Source organism: Aurantibacter aestuarii (assembly GCF_003008425.1).
GTDB classification, from domain to species: Bacteria; Bacteroidota; Bacteroidia; order Flavobacteriales; family Flavobacteriaceae; genus Aurantibacter; species Aurantibacter aestuarii.
This window is the reverse complement of record NZ_PXOQ01000006.1, coordinates 108,255-129,125: the sequence shown is the minus strand read 5'-3', so window position 1 is coordinate 129,125 and position 20,871 is coordinate 108,255. Positions and strand designations below refer to the sequence as shown.

Here is a 20,871-nt window from a genome sequence, read left to right as displayed (position 1 = left end):
AGAAACAATTAAAAATACCATAAGATTAACCCAATAAGTTCAAAGTTTGAAAAATCAGGAACATAATCTCATAATTACTCTAAAAAAAATCCTGATACTTTTTAGTATTAAAAAGCATCAGGATTGATAAATTGATTTAAAATATTAAGCTATAATATCTACAACTTCTAAATCAAAAATAAGTTCTTTACCTGCTAAAGGATGATTTGCATCTACTACAATACTATCTTCTTTTACTTCTGTTACCATTAAATTAACTTCTCTACCATCTGGAGATTTAGACACTAAGCCCATACCTACTTCTGGAGACATATCCTGTGGTAATTCTGTTTTTTTAACTTCTTGGATCAAGTCTTTATTTACTTCTCCATAAGCTTCTTCTTTAGCAATTGTAATAGTTTTCTTTTCATTTAATTTCATGTCTATAACACCTTTTTCAAAACCTGGAATTAACTGGCCTTGACCTAAAGTAAATTCTAAGGGCTCTCTACCTTCAGAAGTGTCAAAAACTTGACCATTTGCTAATTTACCTGTGTAATTTACTTTTACTGTGTTGTTCTCTTTAACTTGAGTCATACTTAATTTAATTTTTTTGAAATGTATTGAGCATAATTTTTACACCTTATACATATCATTTTAAACTTACAGATCTGTTGCCGCCAAAACCAAGCCAAAGACTATATTTTGAAAATGGATTAACTTATTGTAAAAAAACAATATCAAGTTATTTATTTCAAAACACTCAAAAACGACTTGTATAAAGAGATAACAGCAATAGTATTTGAAAATAAATTTTAAAAACTCCTGGTCTGAAAATTTGTCAGTCTTAAAAATAATTAGCTTAATTGATATAAATTTGTAACAATCTCTCCTTTGTTAGACCCCAAATTAATTCGCAAAAATTCTTTAGCTTTTAAAATTTTTAAATTGAATGGCGATTTTAAAAGGTTAACTCCACTTTGTTTTTTTAGCCTAATACCTTGCCCAGAAATAATATCTTTATTTGGTATAAAGTCGCCATTAGGAAGATGCTCTGTTAAAATAACATAACCATACGATTTAAGCTTTTCAATTACTTTTAGCACCTCTGTATTAGACAAATGTTGTAGCACTTGCCTAAGTATAATAATATCGGCTTTAGGCAAAGTGTCTGTTGCAATATCAAGACATTTAAACTCTAAGCTTTTTTGCTCAAACTTTTTTTTGTTGTACTCAATAAGTTCTGGAACAATATCTATAGCCCAATATTTCTTAGAGTAGGCCACCAATTGTTGTCCTATATTAAAATCGCCACAACCTAAATCGCACACTACTTGAGGAACAGCAAATGATCTTAAAAAAGAAGTTACCTCCAAAACATAAGGCTCAACTAACTCTTTGCGATGAGAACCTTCGCCAGAGTAAAATACATCTTCGCTAGATCCCCATAATCCTAGATCATATACTTGAGACATTGCTTCCTTTGTTGGCCAAGCATTACTTATTTTTGAAGCTTTTTTAGATAAATCCATTTAAACCTAAAACGTATTACATATTTATTTATAAGCTCTAAACTACTAAATTTTAGTATTGCAAAAAGCCTTTTTTAAATAAATGGCTAGATTTTAGTACCTTTGTGTAAAATTATAGTGTTATGAAACTGTTTTTAATTACACTAGTCCTTTTAGGACTAGGTATTGCTGGGATAGCCATTAAAATTTGGGCAAAAAAAGATGGAAAATTTGCGGGCACTTGTGCCAGTCAAAACCCTATGCTTAATAAAGAAGGTGAATCTTGTGGGTTTTGTGGTAAAACACCAGACCAATTTGAAAATTGTAGCGAACCAGAACACGTTTCTTAGTTGGAATTTCTTTACATTTTATTCTTCAGCTTTATTGCTGTTGTATGCATACAAACCATATATTATATGGTTTTTTCTTTGTTTTCATTTGAAAAAATTCAAAAACAAAACACTACTAATATTCCTGTTTCGGTAATCATTTGTGCAAAAAATGAAGCTGAAAATATTAAGGAAAATCTACCTTTAGTTTTAGAACAGAATTATCCCCAATTTGAAGTAGTACTTATAAATGATGCCTCTTCAGATGATACTCTAGAGGTTTTCGAAAGCTTTTCTGAAAAAAACAAGACTATTAAAATTGTAGACGTAAAAAATAATGAAGCGTTCTGGGGTAATAAAAAATATGCTCTAACACTTGGTATAAAAGCGGCAAGCCATGAGCATTTATTATTTACAGATGCTGATTGTAAACCAAAATCTAGTTTATGGATTCAAAAAATGTCTCAACATTTTAGCTCACAGAAATCTTTAATTTTAGGGTATGGAGCTTATAAAAAGAAAAAGAATTCCTTTTTAAATTTACTTATCCGCTTCGAAACTTTTTTAACAGCTCTGCAATACTTTTCTTATGCAAAAGCAGGTTCACCATATATGGGTGTTGGTAGAAATTTAGCTTACACCAAAACATTATTTTATGAGGCTAATGGTTTTATAGAGCACATGAAGGTACGTTCTGGAGACGACGATTTATTTGTAAATCAGGTAGGTTCTAAAAAAAATATTTCAGCCAGTGTATATCCACAAAGTTTTACTGTTTCTGAGCCAGAAACAACATTTAAGAACTGGATTAATCAAAAAAGGCGGCATATCTCTACCGCAAAATACTACAAAAAGAGCCACCAATATGCTTTAGGTCTTTTTTTCACGGTTAATGTTTTATTCTACATTCTAGCTATTTTGTTGCTTTCGATTTTATTTCAATGGATGTATGTACTTGGTATAATTGGCATAAAATATGTTATACAAACTATAGTATATTATAATGCCGCTAAAAAACTTAAAGAAAAAGATACCATTTATGCGCTGCCAATACTAGAAGTTTCACTAATTTTAAGTCAGCTCGTAATTGTATTTTCAAATATGATCTCAAAACCTACGCATTGGAAGTAAATGAAGCCATTAATAAAGCAAAACAAAATGACCAAAAAGCATTTAACTTTTTGCTGGACACGCATTGGGATTATGTGTATGGATTTCAGTTAAAGAGACTGGAAAACGAAAATGATGCTGAAGATATTACCATTCAAACCTTTTCTAAAGCTTTCGACAAAATTGCATCTTACAATGATGCTTACGCGTTTAAAACCTGGTTAATTACTATTTCCAAGAATCTTCATATCGATTTAATAAGAAAGGAAACCACTTCTATTTTAAAACAACATACGACTCGATCTGGCGATGAAGCTTATAAAATTTTAGACGACTCGCCTTCTATAGAAGATAAATTAATTACAGAACAAAACTTGGCCAAACTTTTAAGAGATATTAAACGTTTAAAACCGCACTATCAGGAGGTTATTCAGTTACGCTATTTTCAAGAATTTAGCTATAAACAAATGGCTTTAGAACTTGATGAACCTATAACTAATATAAAAGTAAAATTACTTAGAGCTAAAAAGCTTTTAGCGGAAATTATTAAAAGTTAAGTCCCGTTCTAAACTTAGAGTTTAGTTAAATACTTCGTATCTTTGTAACTGAAGAAAAATGTCACAAATGGAAACTAAAACAGCTTCAAATATATTACCAGAAAGACAAGCCAAACCTAAATGGTTACGTGTAAAATTACCTACAGGTAAAAAATACACAGAATTAAGGGGTTTAGTAGATAAGTATAACCTAAATACTATTTGTACTTCAGGTAGTTGCCCTAATATGGGTGAATGTTGGGGGGAAGGAACTGCAACGTTTATGATTTTAGGAAACATATGTACGCGTTCTTGCGGATTTTGTGGTGTAAAAACTGGTAGACCAGAAACAGTTGACTGGGATGAACCAGAAAAAGTAGCACGTTCCATTAAAATTATGGGAATTAAACATGCAGTTTTAACCAGTGTAGATCGAGACGATTTAAAAGATATGGGAAGCATTATGTGGGCAGAAACGGTAAAAGCTGTTCGCCGTATGAATCCTGAAACAACCTTAGAAACTTTAATTCCAGATTTTCAAGGTATAACAAAACATATTGACCGTATTATTGAGGTGGCTCCAGAAGTAGTGTCGCATAATATAGAAACGGTTCGTAGATTAACCAGAGAAGTTCGTATACAAGCCAAATACGATAAAAGTATGGAGGTATTAAATTATCTTAAAAATTCCGGACAAAGACGAACTAAATCTGGAATCATGCTTGGACTAGGCGAAAAACGAGAAGAAGTGATTCAAACACTGGAAGATTTACGTAAAAACCAAGTCGATGTAGTAACTATTGGTCAATACCTTCAACCTAGTAAAAAACACCTACCTGTAAAACAGTTTATTACTCCAGACCAATTTGCTGAGTATGAAAAAATTGGTTTAGATTTAGGATTTAGACATGTAGAAAGTAGTGCTTTAGTACGCTCATCTTACAAGGCTCAAAAACATATCAATTAAATGATTACCGTTGCTATAAATGGTTTTGGACGTATTGGCAGACGAGTTTTAAGACTACTTCAAGATCATCAAAACATCAAAGTCCTTGCTATAAATGATTTGGCTGATACCAAAACATTATGTCACCTATTTAAATACGATAGTATTCATGGTGTTTTTAAAGGAGATATAAGTCATACTCATAACCAACTTATAGTTAATGGAAATTCTATCGATTTACTTCAACAGAACCACCCAAAAAACATAGACTGGTCTACTTATAATCCAGATTTTGTCATTGAAGCGACTGGAAAATTCAAGACAAAAGAAGATTTAAATTTTCATATAAAAAATGGAGCTAAACAAGTTATCTTAAGTGTTCCTGCAGAAGATGACAGCATAAAAACAATTGTTCTTGGAGTAAATGACACTATAATTAGTGGCACAGAAGAAATTATTTCTAATGCTTCTTGTACGACTAACAATGCTGCTCCTATGATTTCAATAATAAATGAGTTATGCGGGATTAATCAAGCTTATATTACAACGGTTCACTCCTACACTACAGACCAAAGTTTACACGACCAACCGCATCGCGATTTACGACGTGCTCGTGCTGCAGGACAAAGTATTGTTCCTACAACAACAGGAGCTGCTAAAGCTTTAACTAAAATTTTCCCAGATTTAAATGATGTCATTGGAGGCTGTGGTATAAGAGTTCCTGTAGCAAATGGCTCTTTAACCGATATTACTTTTAATGTTAAAAAAGAAGTTAGTATAGAAACAATAAATGAGGCCTTCAAAAAAGCTTCTCAACAAAATTTTAAAGGCATACTGGAATATACAGAAGATCCAATTGTATCTATAGATATTGTTGGTAATAAACACTCTTGTATTTTTGATTCACAAATGACATCTGTTATTGGTAATATGGTTAAAATTATTGGATGGTATGATAATGAATCGGCTTATTCCAGCCGTATAATAGACTTAATCCATTTGCTCAATTCAAAAAAATAGCGTTATTTTAAAAGTTATACGCTTTAATCCTGAAAATGAAATCTTTAAAATTAGTTTTACTTTTTTGTGTTTTACTTTTTTGTAAAAGCCATTTGCTTGCACAGGAATTTACAACACAGGAGTTAAACAATTTTAAAAGTCAGGTTAAAAATCTTCTAGAAAAAGGAAAAAACAGCAAGGAAACTGACCAGTACTACCAAGCCCGAAAAGATTTTGATGATGCTTTAAAAATAGCAAAAGACATCAAGGAAAACAAAATTACAGGAGCAGTATATTATCAAATTGGATTACTTCTTTTAGAAATGGAAGAGTATGAAGAAGCAGAGTTATCTTTTAGAAAAGCAATTGAAAAACAAGAATTAGTAGATGATAAAAATAGTCTTGCCAAAAGTTACGATGGTTTAGCAGACAACTTTTTAGCTCAATTTAGATTTGATAGCTCTAAAAAATATTATGAGATTGCCAAAGACTTATTTAAAGAAGCCGGCAATATAGATGAAGAACTGTATACCACTCTTAAAAAAGGAATTGCACACTATAAACAAGACGAATTCACCTACGCTCTTGAAGCTTTTGACAATTGTATAAAAAATGCCAATCAGAAAAAAGACTTAGACATTTTAAGCGCCGCCTATCTTTATAAAGGACATATTGAATCTAGGCTAATTAATTTAGACAGTGGTGCAAGAACTTCTTATAAAGGTTATATGATTGCGGAAGACAATAATATTATAGAGGTTTTAAAAAACAGCTTTATAGTAATTAGCGATATAGAAGCACTTAAAGGTGAAAATGAAAAGGCAATTTATTATTTAAAAAAACACATACGTTATAACGACTCATTAGACGCTGTTAAAAGCACCAAACTTTCTACAAAAAAACGTTTGGAATTTTTAAGTAATAACGAAACAGAATATCAAATTGAAAAAATTGAAAATTTTGAAGAACTTAAGAATACTAAAGCTATAAATAAAGTCACCACATTATTAAGTATTGCTTTAATAACCATACTATCATTATTTACCATTTCGCTTTATAAAAACAACACTATTCGTAAAAAATCTAATTCCGAACTTTCTAAAAAAAACAAAGAATTAGTAATTGCAAAAGATAAAGCAGAACAAGCTACAAAAGCAAAAGCTAACTTTTTATCTACCGTTACGCATGAACTTAGAACACCTCTTTATGCGGTTACTGGTTTAACCAATATTCTTTTGGATGAAGAACCAAAAAAAGAACAAATACATCATCTAAAATCTCTAAAATTTTCAGGAGACTATTTACTTACTTTTATTAATGACATTTTAGAAGTTAATAAAATTGAAGCACAAAAAGTTGACGTAGAAAATCAACCATTTAATCTAAAGCAAAATATACAAAACATAATCTCTGCACTTAACAACGCACAAACAAATAACAGCGTAAAAATTAGCTTAGACTACGATAAAGATTTACCAGAAACATTTATTTCAGACCAAGTAAAACTCTCTCAAATTTTAATAAATCTTATTGGAAACTCTATAAAATTTACAAAAGATGGCACCATTTGGGTTAGGGTAAAAAAACAAAGTCATAAGAAATTAAAATACAGATTACTTTTTGAAGTTGAAGACAACGGAATTGGTATAAGCCAAGAAAAGCAAGACAATATTTTTGAAAGTTTCTCTCAAGGCTCTGTAGAAATAAACCGAAAATATGGAGGAACCGGTCTAGGTTTATCCATTGTTAAAGGATTAATAGATGTTTTAGGCGGCACTATAAATATTGAAAGTGAAATAGATAAAGGAACCTTATTCTATTTTGAAATTCCTATGATTAAAGCCGATAAAGTTGAAGAACAAACCGCTGAAAACTACTTTAGAAACATCAGTAAAAAAGAATTAGATAAAATAAATGTTTTAATTGTTGAGGATAATAAAATTAACCAGATGATTACTCAAAAGATTTTATCAAAAATGAATATTAGCAGCAGTATTGTAGACAATGGAGAAGACGCTGTAATAGCAGCTAAACAGGATAAATACAATGTTATTTTAATGGATATTCATATGCCAGGTATAAGTGGTATTGAAGCCACCAAACAAATTAGAGCATTTAATAAAGATCTTATCATATTTGCACTAACCGCAGTAACTTTAGACGACAAAATTAAAGAATTTAAAGAAACTGGATTTACAAACATTATTTCTAAACCTTTTAAACAAGATGTGTTTGAGAAAATATTGTATACCGAACTTACAAAAGCTAAAATTATAGATTAGCAGCTATGTAAGTTTTAATTTTAGTATTAAATTGTTCTGGTTTGTCTAGATGTACCGTTATTGGTAAATAAAATAATTTATCCTTTAAAAGCGGTTCATCTTTTAGGCGCATAAAATCTTTTTCTGTAGTTAAAATCAACTCACCCGAGTTACTTATTTTTAAAATATCCAAAGCATTAAAATTGTAGTGATCTTTATATTCCAAATGCTTAAAGACTAAGCCTTCAGCTTTTAAATATTTAACCAATGGATTGGCATTTGCAATACCAGTAACTAAGGTGAAATCTTTAAACGTATCCAAACTTAACTCGTTATCTACTGACTTTACTGTTTTAGAGTAACCTATATAACTAAAGTAGATACTTTGATGCTCTAATGGGTTTATCTTAGCCGTTATTTTTTGTTTTTCTTCTTCACTTAAATGCTCTGGGCACTTAGTAACCACAATAATTTGTGCTCTTTTATAACCAGACTTTGGTTCTCTTAAATTTCCTGTAGGCAAGACTATATCGTCTGTAAATAAGCTATAATACGTCGTTAAAAGTATATTTAAACCTGCTTTAACTTTTCTATGCTGAAATGCATCATCTAAAATTATAACGTCAGGAGTAGGCTCCAAAGATCTTAATTGTTCAATTCCATTTTGTCGGTCTTCACAAACCGCAACGGTAATGTCTGTACTAAAATTTTCAAAGTACTGAAAACTTTCATCTCCAACCGCTTTAAAGCTAGAGTTCTTATCTGCTAAAACAAAACCTTTACTTTCTCTACCGTAACCTCGGCTTAAAGTAGCCAGTTTAACATCATCTTTTAAAAGCTGAATTAAATAACCAACCATAGGAGACTTTCCTGTTCCTCCAGCACTTAAATTTCCTACACAAATAAGTGGAAAATTATAAGATTTTGAAGCAAACCAACCATAATCGTAAGCCTTATTTCTAAGCCAAGTCACTAAATAATAAATAGGCACTATAGGAAATAATAAAAGTCTTAATAGTTTCATGGACGGTTATAACTTGTAACGAAAGTAAAAATTTTATATTTGTTTTATTCTTTAAACCACAAAATATTATGCACATATCCGACGTCATTCAACTTATAGAAACTGAAATTCCTATTGCTTACGCAGAAGATTTTGACAATGTGGGTCTTTTGGTAGGCGATAAAACTGAAAAACTAAAAGGTATTTTAGTAACTTTAGATACCACCGAAGCGGTTGTGGACGAAGCGATAGCAAAAGGCTGTAACTTTATATGCAGCTTTCATCCTATTATTTTCAAGGGTTTAAAAAGTCTTACAGGAAAAACTTATGTGGAGCGCACAGTTTTAAAAGCGATACAACATAATATTGCCATCTATGCCATTCATACCGCTTTAGATAATTCGGTAATTGGTGTAAATAAAATGATTTGCAATCAGTTACAACTAAAAGACACCAAGATTTTAATACCGCAAAAAAACACTTTAAAAAAATTAACCACTTACGTACCAGATGACGAAGCTAAAGATCTTAGAGAAGCTTTATTTAATGCTGGAGCGGGACATATTGAGCACTACAGCAATTGTAGTTTTAATGTAAATGGCGAAGGTACATTTATGGGGAACGATTTATCCAATCCTGTAAAAGGCGAAAGAAATGAACTTCGTACAGAGCCAGAAACTCAAATTTCAGTGCTTTTTCCTAAACATTTAGAGTCTAAGATCATTTCTGCATTACACCAAAACCATAGTTATGAAACTGTAGCTTACGAAGTAATTTCTATAGAAAACGACAACCAGACCATTGGTATTGGCATGGTAGGAGAACTGGAAACAGAACTTCCAGAAAAAGCATTTTTAGAATATTTAAAATCTTATATGCAAACCAGTACTATTAGACATTCTAAATTTTTAAATAAAACCGTAAAACGTGTTGCAGTATTAGGTGGCTCTGGCGCATTTGGTATAGCTGCAGCAAAGAGAGCAAAAGCAGATGTTTACGTAACTTCCGACTTAAAATACCATGACTTTTTTAGTGCCGAAAACGACATCCTTTTAGCCGATATTGGACATTATGAGAGCGAACAGTTCACAAAAAACGGATTAGTAGCGATACTTACAAAAAAAATTCATAATTTTGCCATCATTTTATCAGAGACAAACACAAATCCTGTTAAGTATTTTTAAAACATGGCAAAAAAGAAAGAAACTACGGTAGAGCAACGTTTAAGAGCGTTATATGATTTACAACTTATCGATTCAAGAATTGACGAAATAAGAAGTGTTCGTGGCGAATTACCAATAGAGGTGAGCGATTTAGAAGATGAAGTTTCTGGATTACAATTACGTTTAGAAAAGTTAGAGAACAGTTTAAAAGACATAGACACACAAATTAGCGATAAGAAAAATTTAATTGAAGAGTCTAAAGCTTTAATTAAAAAATATACCGAACAACAAAAAAATGTTCGTAACAATCGTGAATTTGATTCTTTAACTAAAGAAGTTGAATTTCAGGAATTAGAAATTGAATTAGCAGAGAAACACATTCGTGAGTTCAAAGCTCAAATTGAGCAGAAAAAAGAAGTGATTGATAAAACTAAAGCACACAATTCCGAGCGTGAAGACCATTTAAAACACAAAAAAGGTGAATTAGATGCTATCTTAAACGAAACGAAAAAGGAAGAAGAAGCTTTAGCTGAAAAATCGGCAGAATATAAAGATAAATTAGAAGATCGTTTAGTAAAAGCTTACGAGCGTATACGTCATGCGGCTAAAAACGGTTTAGCTGTTGTACCAATTGAAAGAGGTGCTTCTGGAGGTTCTTACTTTACAATTCCACCACAAGTACAAATGGAAATTGCTGCACGTAAAAAAGTTATTACAGACGAACATTCTGGACGTATATTAGTAGATGCAGAATTAGCTGAAGAACAAAAAGCTAAAATGGATAAAATGTTTGCAAAACTATAATCCTAAGCAAAAAAGATATAAAAAAGCCTTCAATACCATTTGAAGGCTTTTTTTGTGACAATTTTATACCTTTTCAAATTAAGGTTTTTTAATTTTATTCGACAAAAAGAAAAAAGAAACCCTATGAAATCTATTATTTTATCTCTAATTACCATTTTAATGTTTAGCTGTCAAAACACAGCTCAAAATAAAATGTCCGAAAAACAAAATGAAGTTACAAACGCCAAACCTGTAGAAGTGCCAATGGAAGAAGGCTTATCTAAAGCCTATTTTGCATCTGGTTGTTTCTGGTGTGTAGAAGCTGTTTACGAAAGTGTAAAAGGTGTTAAGGAAGTTTATAATGGATATGCAGGCGGACATACTAAAAACCCAACCTACGAAGCTAGCAATACAGGAAGAACAGGTCATGCAGAAGCTGTAGAAGTTATTTACGATGCTAACGAAGTGAGTTTTGAAACTTTGGTAGATGTCTATTTTGCCTCTCAAAACCCTACACAAGTAAACGGACAAGGTCCCGATAATGGTTCTCAATACCGCTCGATTTTGTTTTATCAAAATGACGAGCAAAAACAAATTATAGACACTAAAAAAGCAGCTTTAGCAAAACAATTAAATGCAGAAATAGCTGCGGAAGTGTATCCGTTTCAAAAATTTTGGATGGGCGAAGATTACCACCAAGATTACGAAAAATTACATCCAGAAAATCCTTACATACAAAATGTGTCAATCCCTAGGTTAAACAAATTTAAGCGTAAAATGCCAAGTGTATTGAAGTAAGATTAGCTGTTAGCTGTTAGCTGTTAGCTGTTAGCTGTTAGCTGTTAGCTGTTAGCAATTTAAAAGTCTCAAATTAGATGTTAATTTGAGACTTTTTTATTTTAAATGATAATCAAATTGGAGTTTCACTTCTTAATAGTTCTATTTAAACTACAAAAACAAAAGTCTCATGGTATAAAATAATTAAATTATATTTACGAGATAACAGTAACAAAAGTTGTGATATAACAAGTTGGCAGCAAGTTGACAAAACTCAAACTATAAAGAATGAGAGTAACGAACTTTCCAGATTGGACTTTTGATTTTGACGGAACCAGAATGGGTTGGTATAACATAAATGCGACTCGAATTACAGGAAATTTAATAGGAATCGATGGAACTGATGAATATATTGGACTCGAAAAAATTATATCTGACATTGTTGACTTTGAACTAATACAAAACAGAACTTACTCATACTGGAACAAAGTGTTTGCGGAAATTTTCAAATCGAACGGATTAATATTTCATAACAATTTGGAATTAGAAACCCCAAATGACCACTTCAAAAGTTGGGTAATAAAATTATATAATGTTGAATTATACTTTAAATGTTCTGAACCTGAAATTAGGCTGATTCAAAATGAAAAACGATTATACTCAAAAAAATGGACTGAATTTAATGGAACTGAATTTTTTAAATTATTGAATCAAATAAGAAACCAGCTGCCAACAAAGTATAAAAAAAATTACTAGTTTTAGGCTTAACCTAAGTACGTTGCTCTTTTTGCCGACTTTTCTTATACAAAACCTTTAGCCACAATACAAAAAAACCGAATGGGAAGAAAAAAGATTTTTAATAAAGTACCAACTCACGATAAATTGATGATTCCAACATTGGAAGCTCTCAAATTATTAGGAGGCTCCGGTTCGATTGACGAGATAAATGAAAAAGTTTATGAAGTAGCTGAAATTGATGACGAAATATTAGAAATACCTCACGATGAAAATGGAGTTCAATCTAAAGTTGAATATCGATTAGCTTGGGCAAGAACTTATTTAAAAAAATATGGGTTAATTGACAATTCTTCTCGAGGAGTTTGGGCTTTAGTTGATAATGAAATTGATACAACTGAATTAGATTCCGACGAAATACTAAAAACTGTCAGGGAAAAAGTTAGAAAGCCGAAAACTGATAAAAAGCAAACCAAAAAAGAAATTGAGAACGAAATAGAAGAAGAAATTGATTGGAAAGAACATCTGATTTCAGTTATTTTAAAAATCGAACCTTCTGCGTTTGAAAGACTTTGCCAAAGAATTTTACGAGAAAGTGGATTTGTTCAAGTAGAAGTCACTGGAAAATCAAGCGATGGTGGAATTGACGGAAAAGGAATTGTACGACTAAATGGATTTTTAAGTTTTCACGTATTTTTTCAATCTAAAAGGTATAAAGGTTCTGTTGGTTCTGGAGATATTAGAGATTTTAGAGGAGCGATGCAAGGAAGAGCTGATAAGGGACTTTTTATTACAACAGGTAATTATACAAGAGAAGCAATTAAAGAAGCTACAAGAGATGGAGCTCCGCCAATTGATTTAATAGATGGAGATTTATTGTGTGATAAATTAAAGGAATTTAATCTCGGAGTTAAGACAGAACTTATCGAAGAAGTAACAGTAAATGCCGATTGGTTTTCGAAAATATGAAAAAAGTACTGTTGCCAACACCAGAATATAAGTAATAAAAACCGATAACTGATAACTGATAATTGAAGACTGCAGACTGCCAACTGAAGACTGAAGACTGCAAACTGTAGACTAAACCTTCGTCGCTTTCAATTCAAAAATTAAAGGATATAAATGGTCTTTGGTTTCAAACATACCATTTGGAGTTTCAACCAAATCTGGTAGTATATTATAAGGCGATGCATTGTGTTCATTTAAATAATCTATATGCAAACCAGCTTCAGTTAAAGCATTTATAACTTCGCTTAAACCATGGTTCCAGCCATATTCTTTACTTATCATTTTAGAAGCTGTATCTGCATACGTACCTTCATACGCTTCATAAATAACCTCATCCTGCATATAACCATAAGTCATAACAGCTTTTCCTTCTAAATAGTCAAACATCCACACAATAGGATGAAATTCTACAATATAAAAAACACCTCCAGGTTTTAGTTTTTCAGCAATCATTTGTCCCCAAGGTTTTAAATCGGGCAACCAACCAATTACACCATAACTGGTAAAAACAATATCAAAAGTACCTTTAACATACGTGGACGTATCTAAAACATTACAACACACAAACTCGGCATCTAAACCTAATTCTTCATTTAAAGACTTTGCTAACTCAATACCTTTATCACTAAAATCTACACCTGTACATGTTGCTCCTGCTCTACTCCAACTTAAAGTATCTTGCCCAAAATGGCATTGCAAATGCAATAAAGATTTCCCGCTAACATCACCTAAAGCATTTAATTCATAAGGCATTAAGGACGTTTCACCTTTCTTAAAAGCCTCTAATTTATACATCTCACTCTTAGCATGTACATCGACTTTAGTGTTCCATGTCGCTTTATTGGTTTCGAAATAAGTGTTTTGTATACTCATAAATTTTACTAATGATTGCTCTAAAATAACACATAAAGTTCAATTTAGATTTCTAACTTTACATAAATTCTATTTTATGAAACTATACCTATCACTACTAACTACTATGTTTTGCTTTTTATCTTGTAAACAAAGCGAAAAACAAAACACAGAGCCTGTAAAGGAATTAACGGTTGCCGAAAAAATTGCAGAAGCTCATGGCATTAACCACTGGAATAAAGTAACCGAGTTAACATTTACTTTTAATGTCGATAAAAATTCTACACATTACGACCGTACGTGGATCTGGAAACCAAAAACCAATCAAGTCACTGCCATTTCTAAAACGGAAACGATTACTTATTTAAGAGCAGAAGTAGATAGCTTAAGCCAAAGAGCCGATCAAGGTTTTATAAACGATAAATTCTGGTTATTACCAGCATTTCAACTGGTTTGGGATTCGGGAACTTCAATTTCTGAACCTGTAAAAGTACAAGCGCCAATAAGTAAAAAGGATTTAAACAAAATCACCTTATTATACACTGGAGATGGCGGCTACACACCAGGTGATGCTTATGATATTTATTATAATGACGATTTTTTAATTGAAGAATGGATTTTTAGACAAAAAAATAATCCAGAACCAAGTATGACTACTGCTTTTGGAGATTACAAAACCATAAACAACATCACTTTCCCAACAAGTAGCACTAAAGCAGAAGGAAATTGGAAATTACACTTTACAAATCTAGAAGTTAAAACCGAATGATTTTCAATACTTTAAATAATATGCAACGCTTTAACATTTGTTAAAGCGTTTTTCTTTTATTTCAAACGTTTTATTTCTAAGCTTATAATTCTTATTTTTGAGAGAATCATAAAACCATACCTAGTGACGACATACAAATCTGGTCTAGAATACGCTAAACATTTAGACCAAAACGACACTTTAGCTCACTTTAGAAGTCAATTTCATATCCCAAAAGATAAAAACGGAAACGATTTAATTTATTTCTGCGGAAATTCTTTAGGGCTTCAACCTAAAAACACTAAAAGTTACATAGATCAAGAATTAGATGATTGGGCACGTTTAGGTGTCGAAGGTCATACCGAAGGTAAAAATCCGTGGTTACATTATCACGAGTTTTTAACCGAAACTATGGCGGACATTGTTGGTGCTAAAAACAAGGAAGTGGTTGTTATGAATTCCCTTACGGCAAACCTTCATTTTATGATGGTTAGTTTTTACCAACCAACCCCTAAACGTTATAAAATTTTAATAGAAGCCGATGCGTTTCCAAGCGATAAGTATGCGGTAGAATCGCAATTACGCCACCATGGTTATGACGATAAAGAAGGTTTAATACTGTGGAAAGCGAGAAAAGGTGAAGAATTAGCCAATTATGAGGATTTAGAACACATTCTAAACGAGCATGGCAATGAAATTGCTTTAGTAATGATTGGCGGCGTAAATTACTACACTGGTCAATTTTTCGACCTAAAACGAATTACAAATCTAGGCCACCAACATGGCTGCATGGTTGGTTTCGATTGTGCGCATGGCGCAGGAAATGTCAACTTAGATTTACACAATTCTGGAGCCGATTTTGCAGTGTGGTGTACTTACAAATACTTAAATTCTGGACCAGGAAGTTTGTCTGGTGCATTTGTGCACGAGCGTCACGCTAATAATAAAGACTTAAACCGATTTACAGGTTGGTGGAGTCATAACAAACAAACACGTTTTAGAATGCGTGATGAATTCGACCAATTACCTGGTGCCGAAGGTTGGCAATTAAGTAATCCGCCCATTTTATCTATGGCAGCAATTAGAGCGTCTTTAGATGTGGTAAAAGAAGCTGGGTTTAATAACATGCTTGAAAAATCTAAAGAGTTAACCAATTACTTTGAATTTTTAATAAATGGTTTAAATAATTCCGATATTAAAATTATAACACCAAGTCATCCAAAAGAACGCGGTTGCCAATTATCTATTCAAGTTAAAAATGCCGACAGAAGTTTACACGATAAATTAACCCAAGCTGGTGTAATTACAGATTGGCGCGAACCAGATGTCATTCGTTGTGCTCCTGTACCATTATACAATTCTTTTCAAGATGTGTATAATATGGTAGAGAAATTAAAAAATATCTTATAAAAATTTTGAACCCATATTACAAAATAATTAAAGATGAAGAAATTTTAGTTAAAATAAAGACTAAAAGCGATATTGGTTTTTGGCAATACCAATTATTTGGATGGTTAAGTTTATTTATGGAAAGAGGACATGATTTCTTTCTAATTACAGAAAAAAAAGTCCTACTTATTATAAAAGACGAACTAAAATTTAATCAAGAGTATTCAGATTTTTCTAAAATTGAATTTAATTCAAAGAGTGATATAGTAACTTTTCAAGATGTAAATTCTAATCTTCAAAAAATGTCATTAACTCAATTAAAATTAGATTATGATGATTATCAATATTTAAAACAGAAGTTAAAAAACTAAAGTTCCTTTATAATATAGAACTAAAATGTCTCCTCGAGCATTATTGAAATTCAAATATATTTGAATTGAAGATAGCAATCGCAGCTTAACGAGAGGTTTATAGTGAAGAACAATTTTTGATATTAAAACAGGTCTCGACTGCGCTCGAACAAACAACATAAAAATGGAGAACAAACAAAACATACTAATTATTGGCGCAGGACTTTGCGGAAGCTTATTAGCGCTTCGCATGGGACAACGCGGCTACAATGTTACCGTTTACGAAATGCGTCCAGATCTTAGAAAAACAGATATTTCTGCTGGTCGCTCTATTAACTTAGCGTTTTCAGATCGCGGTAATAAAGCCATGAAACTGGTAGGCATAGAAGATAAAGTAAAAGCACTTTGTATTCCTATGAATGGGCGAATGATTCATGATAAAGAAGGCAATACCTTTATGTCCAATTATAGCGGTCGAGATCATGAATACATTAACTCTATTTCTCGTGGCGGATTAAATGCCTTGCTTTTAGATGAAGCTGAAGCTTTAGAAAACGTCACCATTCATTTTAATAAAAAATGTAAGTCGGTAAACTTTGAAAATACCACAGCCCATTTTCAAGATTACAATACAAAAGAAGAATTTGTAGAAGATGCAGATATTATAATTGCTACAGATGGCGCAGGATCTGCTTTACGTAAAAGCTATTATTTAGGTAAAAAATTTCTATTTAGCTATTCGCAAAACTATTTAACGCATGGCTATAAGGAGTTAAGTATTCTTCCTTCAGAAACTGGTGACTATAAAACTTTTAAAAATGCATTACATATTTGGCCAAGAGGCGATTTTATGGTGATTGCATTACCAAATTTAGATGGTAGTTTTACGGTAACTCTATTTTTAAGTTATGATGAAGGCGAATATAACTTTAACAATTTAACGACACCGGAAATGGTCACCGAGTTCTTTAAAAAAGAATTCCCAGATGCGTTAGAACTAATGCCTAATTTAGTTGAAGACTTTTTCGAAAATCCAACAGCACCATTAGGAACCGTAAAATGTTCCCCATGGAATTTTAAAGGAAATACCTTACTTATGGGCGATTCAGCTCATGCAATTGTGCCTTTTTACGGACAAGGTATGAATGCTTCTTTTGAAGATGTTGTAGAATTTGATGCTATTTTACATCAACACAAAGATTTAAAACTAGACAAATCGGGTTGGGAAACTATTTTTAAAACCTATTCTAAAACCCGTAAAAAAGATACCGATGCTATTGCCGATTTAGCCATAGACAACTTTCACGAAATGAAAGATCATGTTGGTCAGGCTATATTTCAGGAAAAACGAAAAATTGAAATGGCTCTTGAAAAAGCCTTTCCAGAAGAGTATTCCTCTAAATATAGCTTAGTGACTTTTAATGAGCACATTGGCTACAGGGAAGCCATGTTACGTGGTAGAGCGCAAGACAAAGCTATTCTAAATATGTTAGCAGATAATGACATTACTGCAACAAATTTAGAAGATCAAACCTATTTAAAAACACTTTTAGATAAAGTGAAAAATGAAACCAATAATATATTAGATGATGATAATGTGGCAAAAACCATGCATCACTAAATTAATGTAACAATTGGATTAATTTAACAATGTGAAAATTTGACAATGTAACAATTACGTTTTTGTCACTTCGAGTGTTTTAAATTGAAGCGATAGCGGAAAATTAAAATGTATCGAGAAGTATTATGATTAAAGTTTAAAGGAAAAATTGATGAGAATCTGAAACAAGTTCAGATTTACCATGTGAAATAATATCATTGTCATGCTGAATCTATTTCAGCATCGCATAATAAGAGTAAAATAAAAAGTCTTTGAAGTGAATTCTGATTAATCTAAATACAGAATAGTCAATTATACAAACGTCATGCTGAACTTGTTTCAGCATCACATAAAATAAAAAATCATAAGAACAAGATTATGGCAGAAAAAATAGTAACACCAAGAGGCGCATATCCACACGTAAAACAAGTGGGCGATTTCATATTTGTATCAGGAACAAGTTCTAGACGACCAGACAACACCATTGCAGGCGTTGAATTAATTGACGATATGAACACCAAAAAGTTAGATGCTTATGTTCAAACACAGGAAGTGCTAAAAAACATTGAGCGCAACCTTGCTAAAGTTGGCGCAACGTTAAAAGATGTGGTCGATGTCACCTCTTTTTTAGTAAACATGAATGACTTTGCAGATTACAACAAAGCCTATGGCGAGTTTTTCGAAAAAGAAACCGGACCAACACGTACAACCGTTGCAGTTCACCAATTACCTCATCCAGATTTAGTGATTGAGATTAAGGTGATGGCGTACAAACCGGTAAAATAATTTAGCAATTAGCTAATTTGAAAATGTACCAATGAAAATGTCTCCTCGAGCATTATTGAAATTCAAATATATTTGAATTGAAAATAGCAAGCGCAGCTTAACGAGAGGTTAATTTAAAGTCTTAATTCTATTCTTGGTTCTAAAATCTGTTAATGAAATGAACATAAAAAACTACATAAACGGCGAATTTAAAAATCCAGTAAATAACACTTGGATAGACAATTACAACCCAAGTGATGGCATGATTTATAGTCAAATTCCTAATTCCTCTAGAGAAGACGTTGAGCTAGCCTATTGTTCTGCTAAATCTGCTTTTAAGCAGTGGTCAAAAACTACTTTAGAAGAACGCAGCCGTATCCTTATAAAAATTTCAGAATTAATAGAAGCCAATTTAGAGCGTTTAGCAGAAGCTGAAAGCAAAGACAACGGAAAACCCATTAGCTTAGCCAAAGCTGTAGATATTCCGCGTTCGGCAAGTAATTTTAGGTTTTTTGGTAATGCTATTACGCAATTTGCAAGCGAAAGTCACGAAAGCGTTGGTCAAGACGCTATAAATTACACCTTACGTCAATCTATTGGTGTAGTAGGTTGTATTTCACCATGGAATTTACCTTTGTATTTATTTACCTGGAAAATTGCACCTGCGTTAGCAGCAGGAAATTGTGTAGTAGCAAAACCAAGCGAAGTCACACCAATGACTGCTTATTTATTAGGCGAAATTTGCAACGAAGCTGGCTTACCAAAAGGTGTTTTAAATATTGTGCATGGTTTAGGAACCACAACAGGACAAGCCATTATAGAACATGAAGACATCAAAGCCATTAGTTTTACTGGTGGAACAGCAACTGGAGCACACATTGCACGTGTGGCAGCGCCTATGTTTAAAAAGTTATCTTTAGAATTAGGCGGAAAAAACCCAAACATCATTTTTGCAGATTGTAATTATGATGATATGTTAGAAACCACAGTACGTTCGTCGTTTGCTAATCAAGGTCAGATTTGTTTATGCGGAAGCCGAATTTTTGTGGAAGCCTCGATTTACGAAAAATTTAAAACCGATTTTGTAGCAAAAGTAAAAGCTTTAAATGTTGGTCATCCATCTAAAAAAGACACAAATATTGGCGCTTTGGTTTCTAAACCACACCTAGAAAAAGTAAAAGAATACATACAAATAGCTAAAGATGAAGGCGGAAAAATTCTTTGTGGAGGAAACGAGATCTTAGTTGAAGGTTTTGAAAATGGCTACTATTTAGAACCTACAGTTATAGAAGTCCCAACTGATGATTGCCGCGTCAACCAAGAAGAGATTTTTGGACCTGTGGTAACGATTATGCCTTTTGAGACTGAAGCCGAAGTTTTAGACATGACAAACAAAGTAAAATACGGATTATCGGCAACCTTATGGACTAACAACCTAACCAGAACCATGCAAATGAGTAACCAATTACAAGCAGGTATTGTTTGGGTAAACACTTGGATGATGCGCGATTTAAGAACACCTTTTGGTGGCGTAAAAGCATCTGGTGTTGGTCGTGAAGGTGGTTTTGAAGCTTTACGCTTTTTTACTGAGCCTAAAAATGTGTGTATAAAGTATTAAAGTAACGAAATGTCTCCTCGAGCATTATTGAAATTCAAATATATTTGAATTGAAGATAGCAAGCGCAGCTTAACGAGAGGTTAATTATGAAAACGTATTATGTTTACATTTTGAAATGTTCAGACGGGTTAACTTATACTGGAATAACAAATAACATAATTAGACGATTTGAAGAACACCAAAACGGATTAAATAAAACCTGTTTTACATACAAAAGAAGACCTTTAGAATTAATATTTCAACAAGAGTTTAACAGCGTAGAACAAGCAATATATTTTGAAAAGAAAATAAAAAAATGGAGTGCTAAAAAGAAATATGCATTAGCAAATGGGAATTTTGATTTATTACAAATTTTATCAGAATGTAGAAATGTAACTCACTCTAAATATAAACCAGAAAATGATTGAGG

22 protein-coding genes are annotated in these 20,871 nt (G+C 32.2%); 18 read left to right on the top strand and 4 right to left on the bottom strand.

Annotation, left to right across the window (positions count from 1 at the left end; translation table 11 throughout):
- Window positions 1-144: 144 nt before the first annotated feature.
- Together C7H52_RS00650 and C7H52_RS00645 are read right to left on the bottom strand one after the other, a co-directional pair.
- Window positions 145-576, bottom strand: a complete 432-nt coding sequence (locus tag C7H52_RS00650) for an FKBP-type peptidyl-prolyl cis-trans isomerase (protein ID WP_106461950.1) — start codon at window positions 574-576, stop codon at window positions 145-147.
- A 260-nt stretch (window positions 577-836) separates the two neighbouring features.
- The gene (locus C7H52_RS00645) at window positions 837-1,511 is read right to left on the bottom strand and encodes a class I SAM-dependent methyltransferase (protein ID WP_106461949.1); all 675 of its coding nucleotides are present in this window, start codon (window positions 1,509-1,511) and stop codon (window positions 837-839) included.
- 122 nt (window positions 1,512-1,633) lie between these two features.
- On the opposite strand from C7H52_RS00645, the gene C7H52_RS00640 reads away from it, so the two are divergent.
- The 6 genes from C7H52_RS00640 to C7H52_RS00615 all read left to right on the top strand — a co-directional run bounded on the left by C7H52_RS00640 (window position 1,634) and on the right by C7H52_RS00615 (window position 7,692).
- Window positions 1,634-1,840 (top strand): membrane or secreted protein, encoded by a 207-nt coding sequence (locus tag C7H52_RS00640; RefSeq protein WP_106461948.1) that lies wholly within the window; start codon window positions 1,634-1,636, stop codon window positions 1,838-1,840.
- Between the two features lie 66 nt (window positions 1,841-1,906).
- Entirely contained in the window at window positions 1,907-2,950 is a 1,044-nt protein-coding gene (locus C7H52_RS00635) for a glycosyltransferase (RefSeq protein WP_106461947.1), read from the top strand.
- Entirely contained in the window at window positions 2,941-3,486 is a 546-nt protein-coding gene (locus C7H52_RS00630; RefSeq protein ID WP_106461946.1) for an RNA polymerase sigma factor, read from the top strand. The genes C7H52_RS00635 and C7H52_RS00630 overlap by 10 nt, the downstream gene beginning before the upstream one ends.
- A 67-nt stretch (window positions 3,487-3,553) precedes the next feature.
- Window positions 3,554-4,432 carry a lipoyl synthase gene (gene lipA, locus C7H52_RS00625; protein WP_106461945.1) on the top strand — a complete coding sequence of 293 codons (879 nt, stop codon included), beginning with the start codon at window positions 3,554-3,556 and terminating at the stop codon, window positions 4,430-4,432.
- Complete coding sequence (gene gap / locus C7H52_RS00620) at window positions 4,433-5,431, top strand: type I glyceraldehyde-3-phosphate dehydrogenase (protein WP_106461944.1); 999 nt, start codon at window positions 4,433-4,435, stop codon at window positions 5,429-5,431. It abuts the gene before it with no gap.
- Window positions 5,432-5,466: 35 nt separating this feature from the next.
- Window positions 5,467-7,692 (top strand): ATP-binding protein, encoded by a 2,226-nt coding sequence (locus tag C7H52_RS00615; RefSeq protein WP_106461943.1) that lies wholly within the window; start codon window positions 5,467-5,469, stop codon window positions 7,690-7,692.
- Here the strand turns inward: C7H52_RS00615 and lpxK are convergent.
- Window positions 7,682-8,695: a tetraacyldisaccharide 4'-kinase gene (lpxK, locus tag C7H52_RS00610; protein WP_106461942.1), complete on the bottom strand. Its 1,014-nt coding sequence runs from the start codon at window positions 8,693-8,695 to the stop codon at window positions 7,682-7,684. The two genes, C7H52_RS00615 and lpxK, sit on opposite strands and share 11 nt — an antisense overlap.
- A gap of 68 nt (window positions 8,696-8,763) precedes the next feature.
- Here lpxK and C7H52_RS00605 point away from each other — a divergent pair, with 68 nt between their 5' ends.
- The 5 genes from C7H52_RS00605 to C7H52_RS00585 all read left to right on the top strand — a co-directional run bounded on the left by C7H52_RS00605 (window position 8,764) and on the right by C7H52_RS00585 (window position 13,101).
- Entirely contained in the window at window positions 8,764-9,858 is a 1,095-nt protein-coding gene (locus tag C7H52_RS00605) for a Nif3-like dinuclear metal center hexameric protein (RefSeq protein ID WP_106461941.1), read from the top strand.
- Window positions 9,859-9,861: 3 nt separating this feature from the next.
- Entirely contained in the window at window positions 9,862-10,641 is a 780-nt protein-coding gene (locus tag C7H52_RS00600; RefSeq protein ID WP_106461940.1) for a zinc ribbon domain-containing protein, read from the top strand.
- A 123-nt stretch (window positions 10,642-10,764) separates the two neighbouring features.
- Window positions 10,765-11,418 carry a peptide-methionine (S)-S-oxide reductase MsrA gene (gene msrA, locus C7H52_RS00595; protein WP_106461939.1) on the top strand — a complete coding sequence of 218 codons (654 nt, stop codon included), beginning with the start codon at window positions 10,765-10,767 and terminating at the stop codon, window positions 11,416-11,418.
- A 267-nt stretch (window positions 11,419-11,685) separates the two neighbouring features.
- Complete coding sequence (locus C7H52_RS00590; RefSeq protein ID WP_106461938.1) at window positions 11,686-12,153, top strand: hypothetical protein; 468 nt, start codon at window positions 11,686-11,688, stop codon at window positions 12,151-12,153.
- An 81-nt stretch (window positions 12,154-12,234) separates the two neighbouring features.
- Entirely contained in the window at window positions 12,235-13,101 is an 867-nt protein-coding gene (locus tag C7H52_RS00585) for a restriction endonuclease (protein WP_106461937.1), read from the top strand.
- Between the two features lie 111 nt (window positions 13,102-13,212).
- Here the strand turns inward: C7H52_RS00585 and C7H52_RS00580 are convergent, their stop codons facing one another.
- Window positions 13,213-14,013 carry a class I SAM-dependent methyltransferase gene (locus tag C7H52_RS00580; RefSeq protein WP_106461936.1) on the bottom strand — a complete coding sequence of 267 codons (801 nt, stop codon included), beginning with the start codon at window positions 14,011-14,013 and terminating at the stop codon, window positions 13,213-13,215.
- Between the two features lie 76 nt (window positions 14,014-14,089).
- On the opposite strand from C7H52_RS00580, the gene C7H52_RS00575 reads away from it, so the two are divergent.
- From C7H52_RS00575 to C7H52_RS00545, 7 genes are all read left to right on the top strand, one after another.
- Window positions 14,090-14,761, top strand: coding sequence for a hypothetical protein (locus C7H52_RS00575; RefSeq protein ID WP_106461935.1), 672 nt, complete (start codon window positions 14,090-14,092; stop codon window positions 14,759-14,761).
- Window positions 14,762-14,884: 123 nt separating this feature from the next.
- A complete protein-coding gene (gene kynU / locus C7H52_RS00570) occupies window positions 14,885-16,150 on the top strand; it encodes a kynureninase (protein ID WP_106461934.1) in 1,266 nt (421 codons plus the stop codon).
- A gap of 5 nt (window positions 16,151-16,155) precedes the next feature.
- Window positions 16,156-16,500, top strand: a complete 345-nt coding sequence (locus tag C7H52_RS00565; protein WP_106461933.1) for a hypothetical protein — start codon at window positions 16,156-16,158, stop codon at window positions 16,498-16,500.
- 163 nt (window positions 16,501-16,663) lie between these two features.
- Window positions 16,664-18,100, top strand: coding sequence for an FAD-dependent oxidoreductase (locus C7H52_RS00560; protein ID WP_106461932.1), 1,437 nt, complete (start codon window positions 16,664-16,666; stop codon window positions 18,098-18,100).
- A 357-nt stretch (window positions 18,101-18,457) separates the two neighbouring features.
- A complete protein-coding gene (locus tag C7H52_RS00555) occupies window positions 18,458-18,865 on the top strand; it encodes a RidA family protein (protein WP_106461931.1) in 408 nt (135 codons plus the stop codon).
- A gap of 157 nt (window positions 18,866-19,022) precedes the next feature.
- The gene (locus tag C7H52_RS00550) at window positions 19,023-20,462 is read left to right on the top strand and encodes an aldehyde dehydrogenase (RefSeq protein ID WP_106462062.1); all 1,440 of its coding nucleotides are present in this window, start codon (window positions 19,023-19,025) and stop codon (window positions 20,460-20,462) included.
- Window positions 20,463-20,548: 86 nt separating this feature from the next.
- On the top strand, window positions 20,549-20,869 hold the full coding sequence (locus C7H52_RS00545; RefSeq protein ID WP_106461930.1) for a GIY-YIG nuclease family protein: 321 nt from the start codon (window positions 20,549-20,551) through the stop codon (window positions 20,867-20,869).
- Window positions 20,870-20,871: the final 2 nt, after the last annotated feature.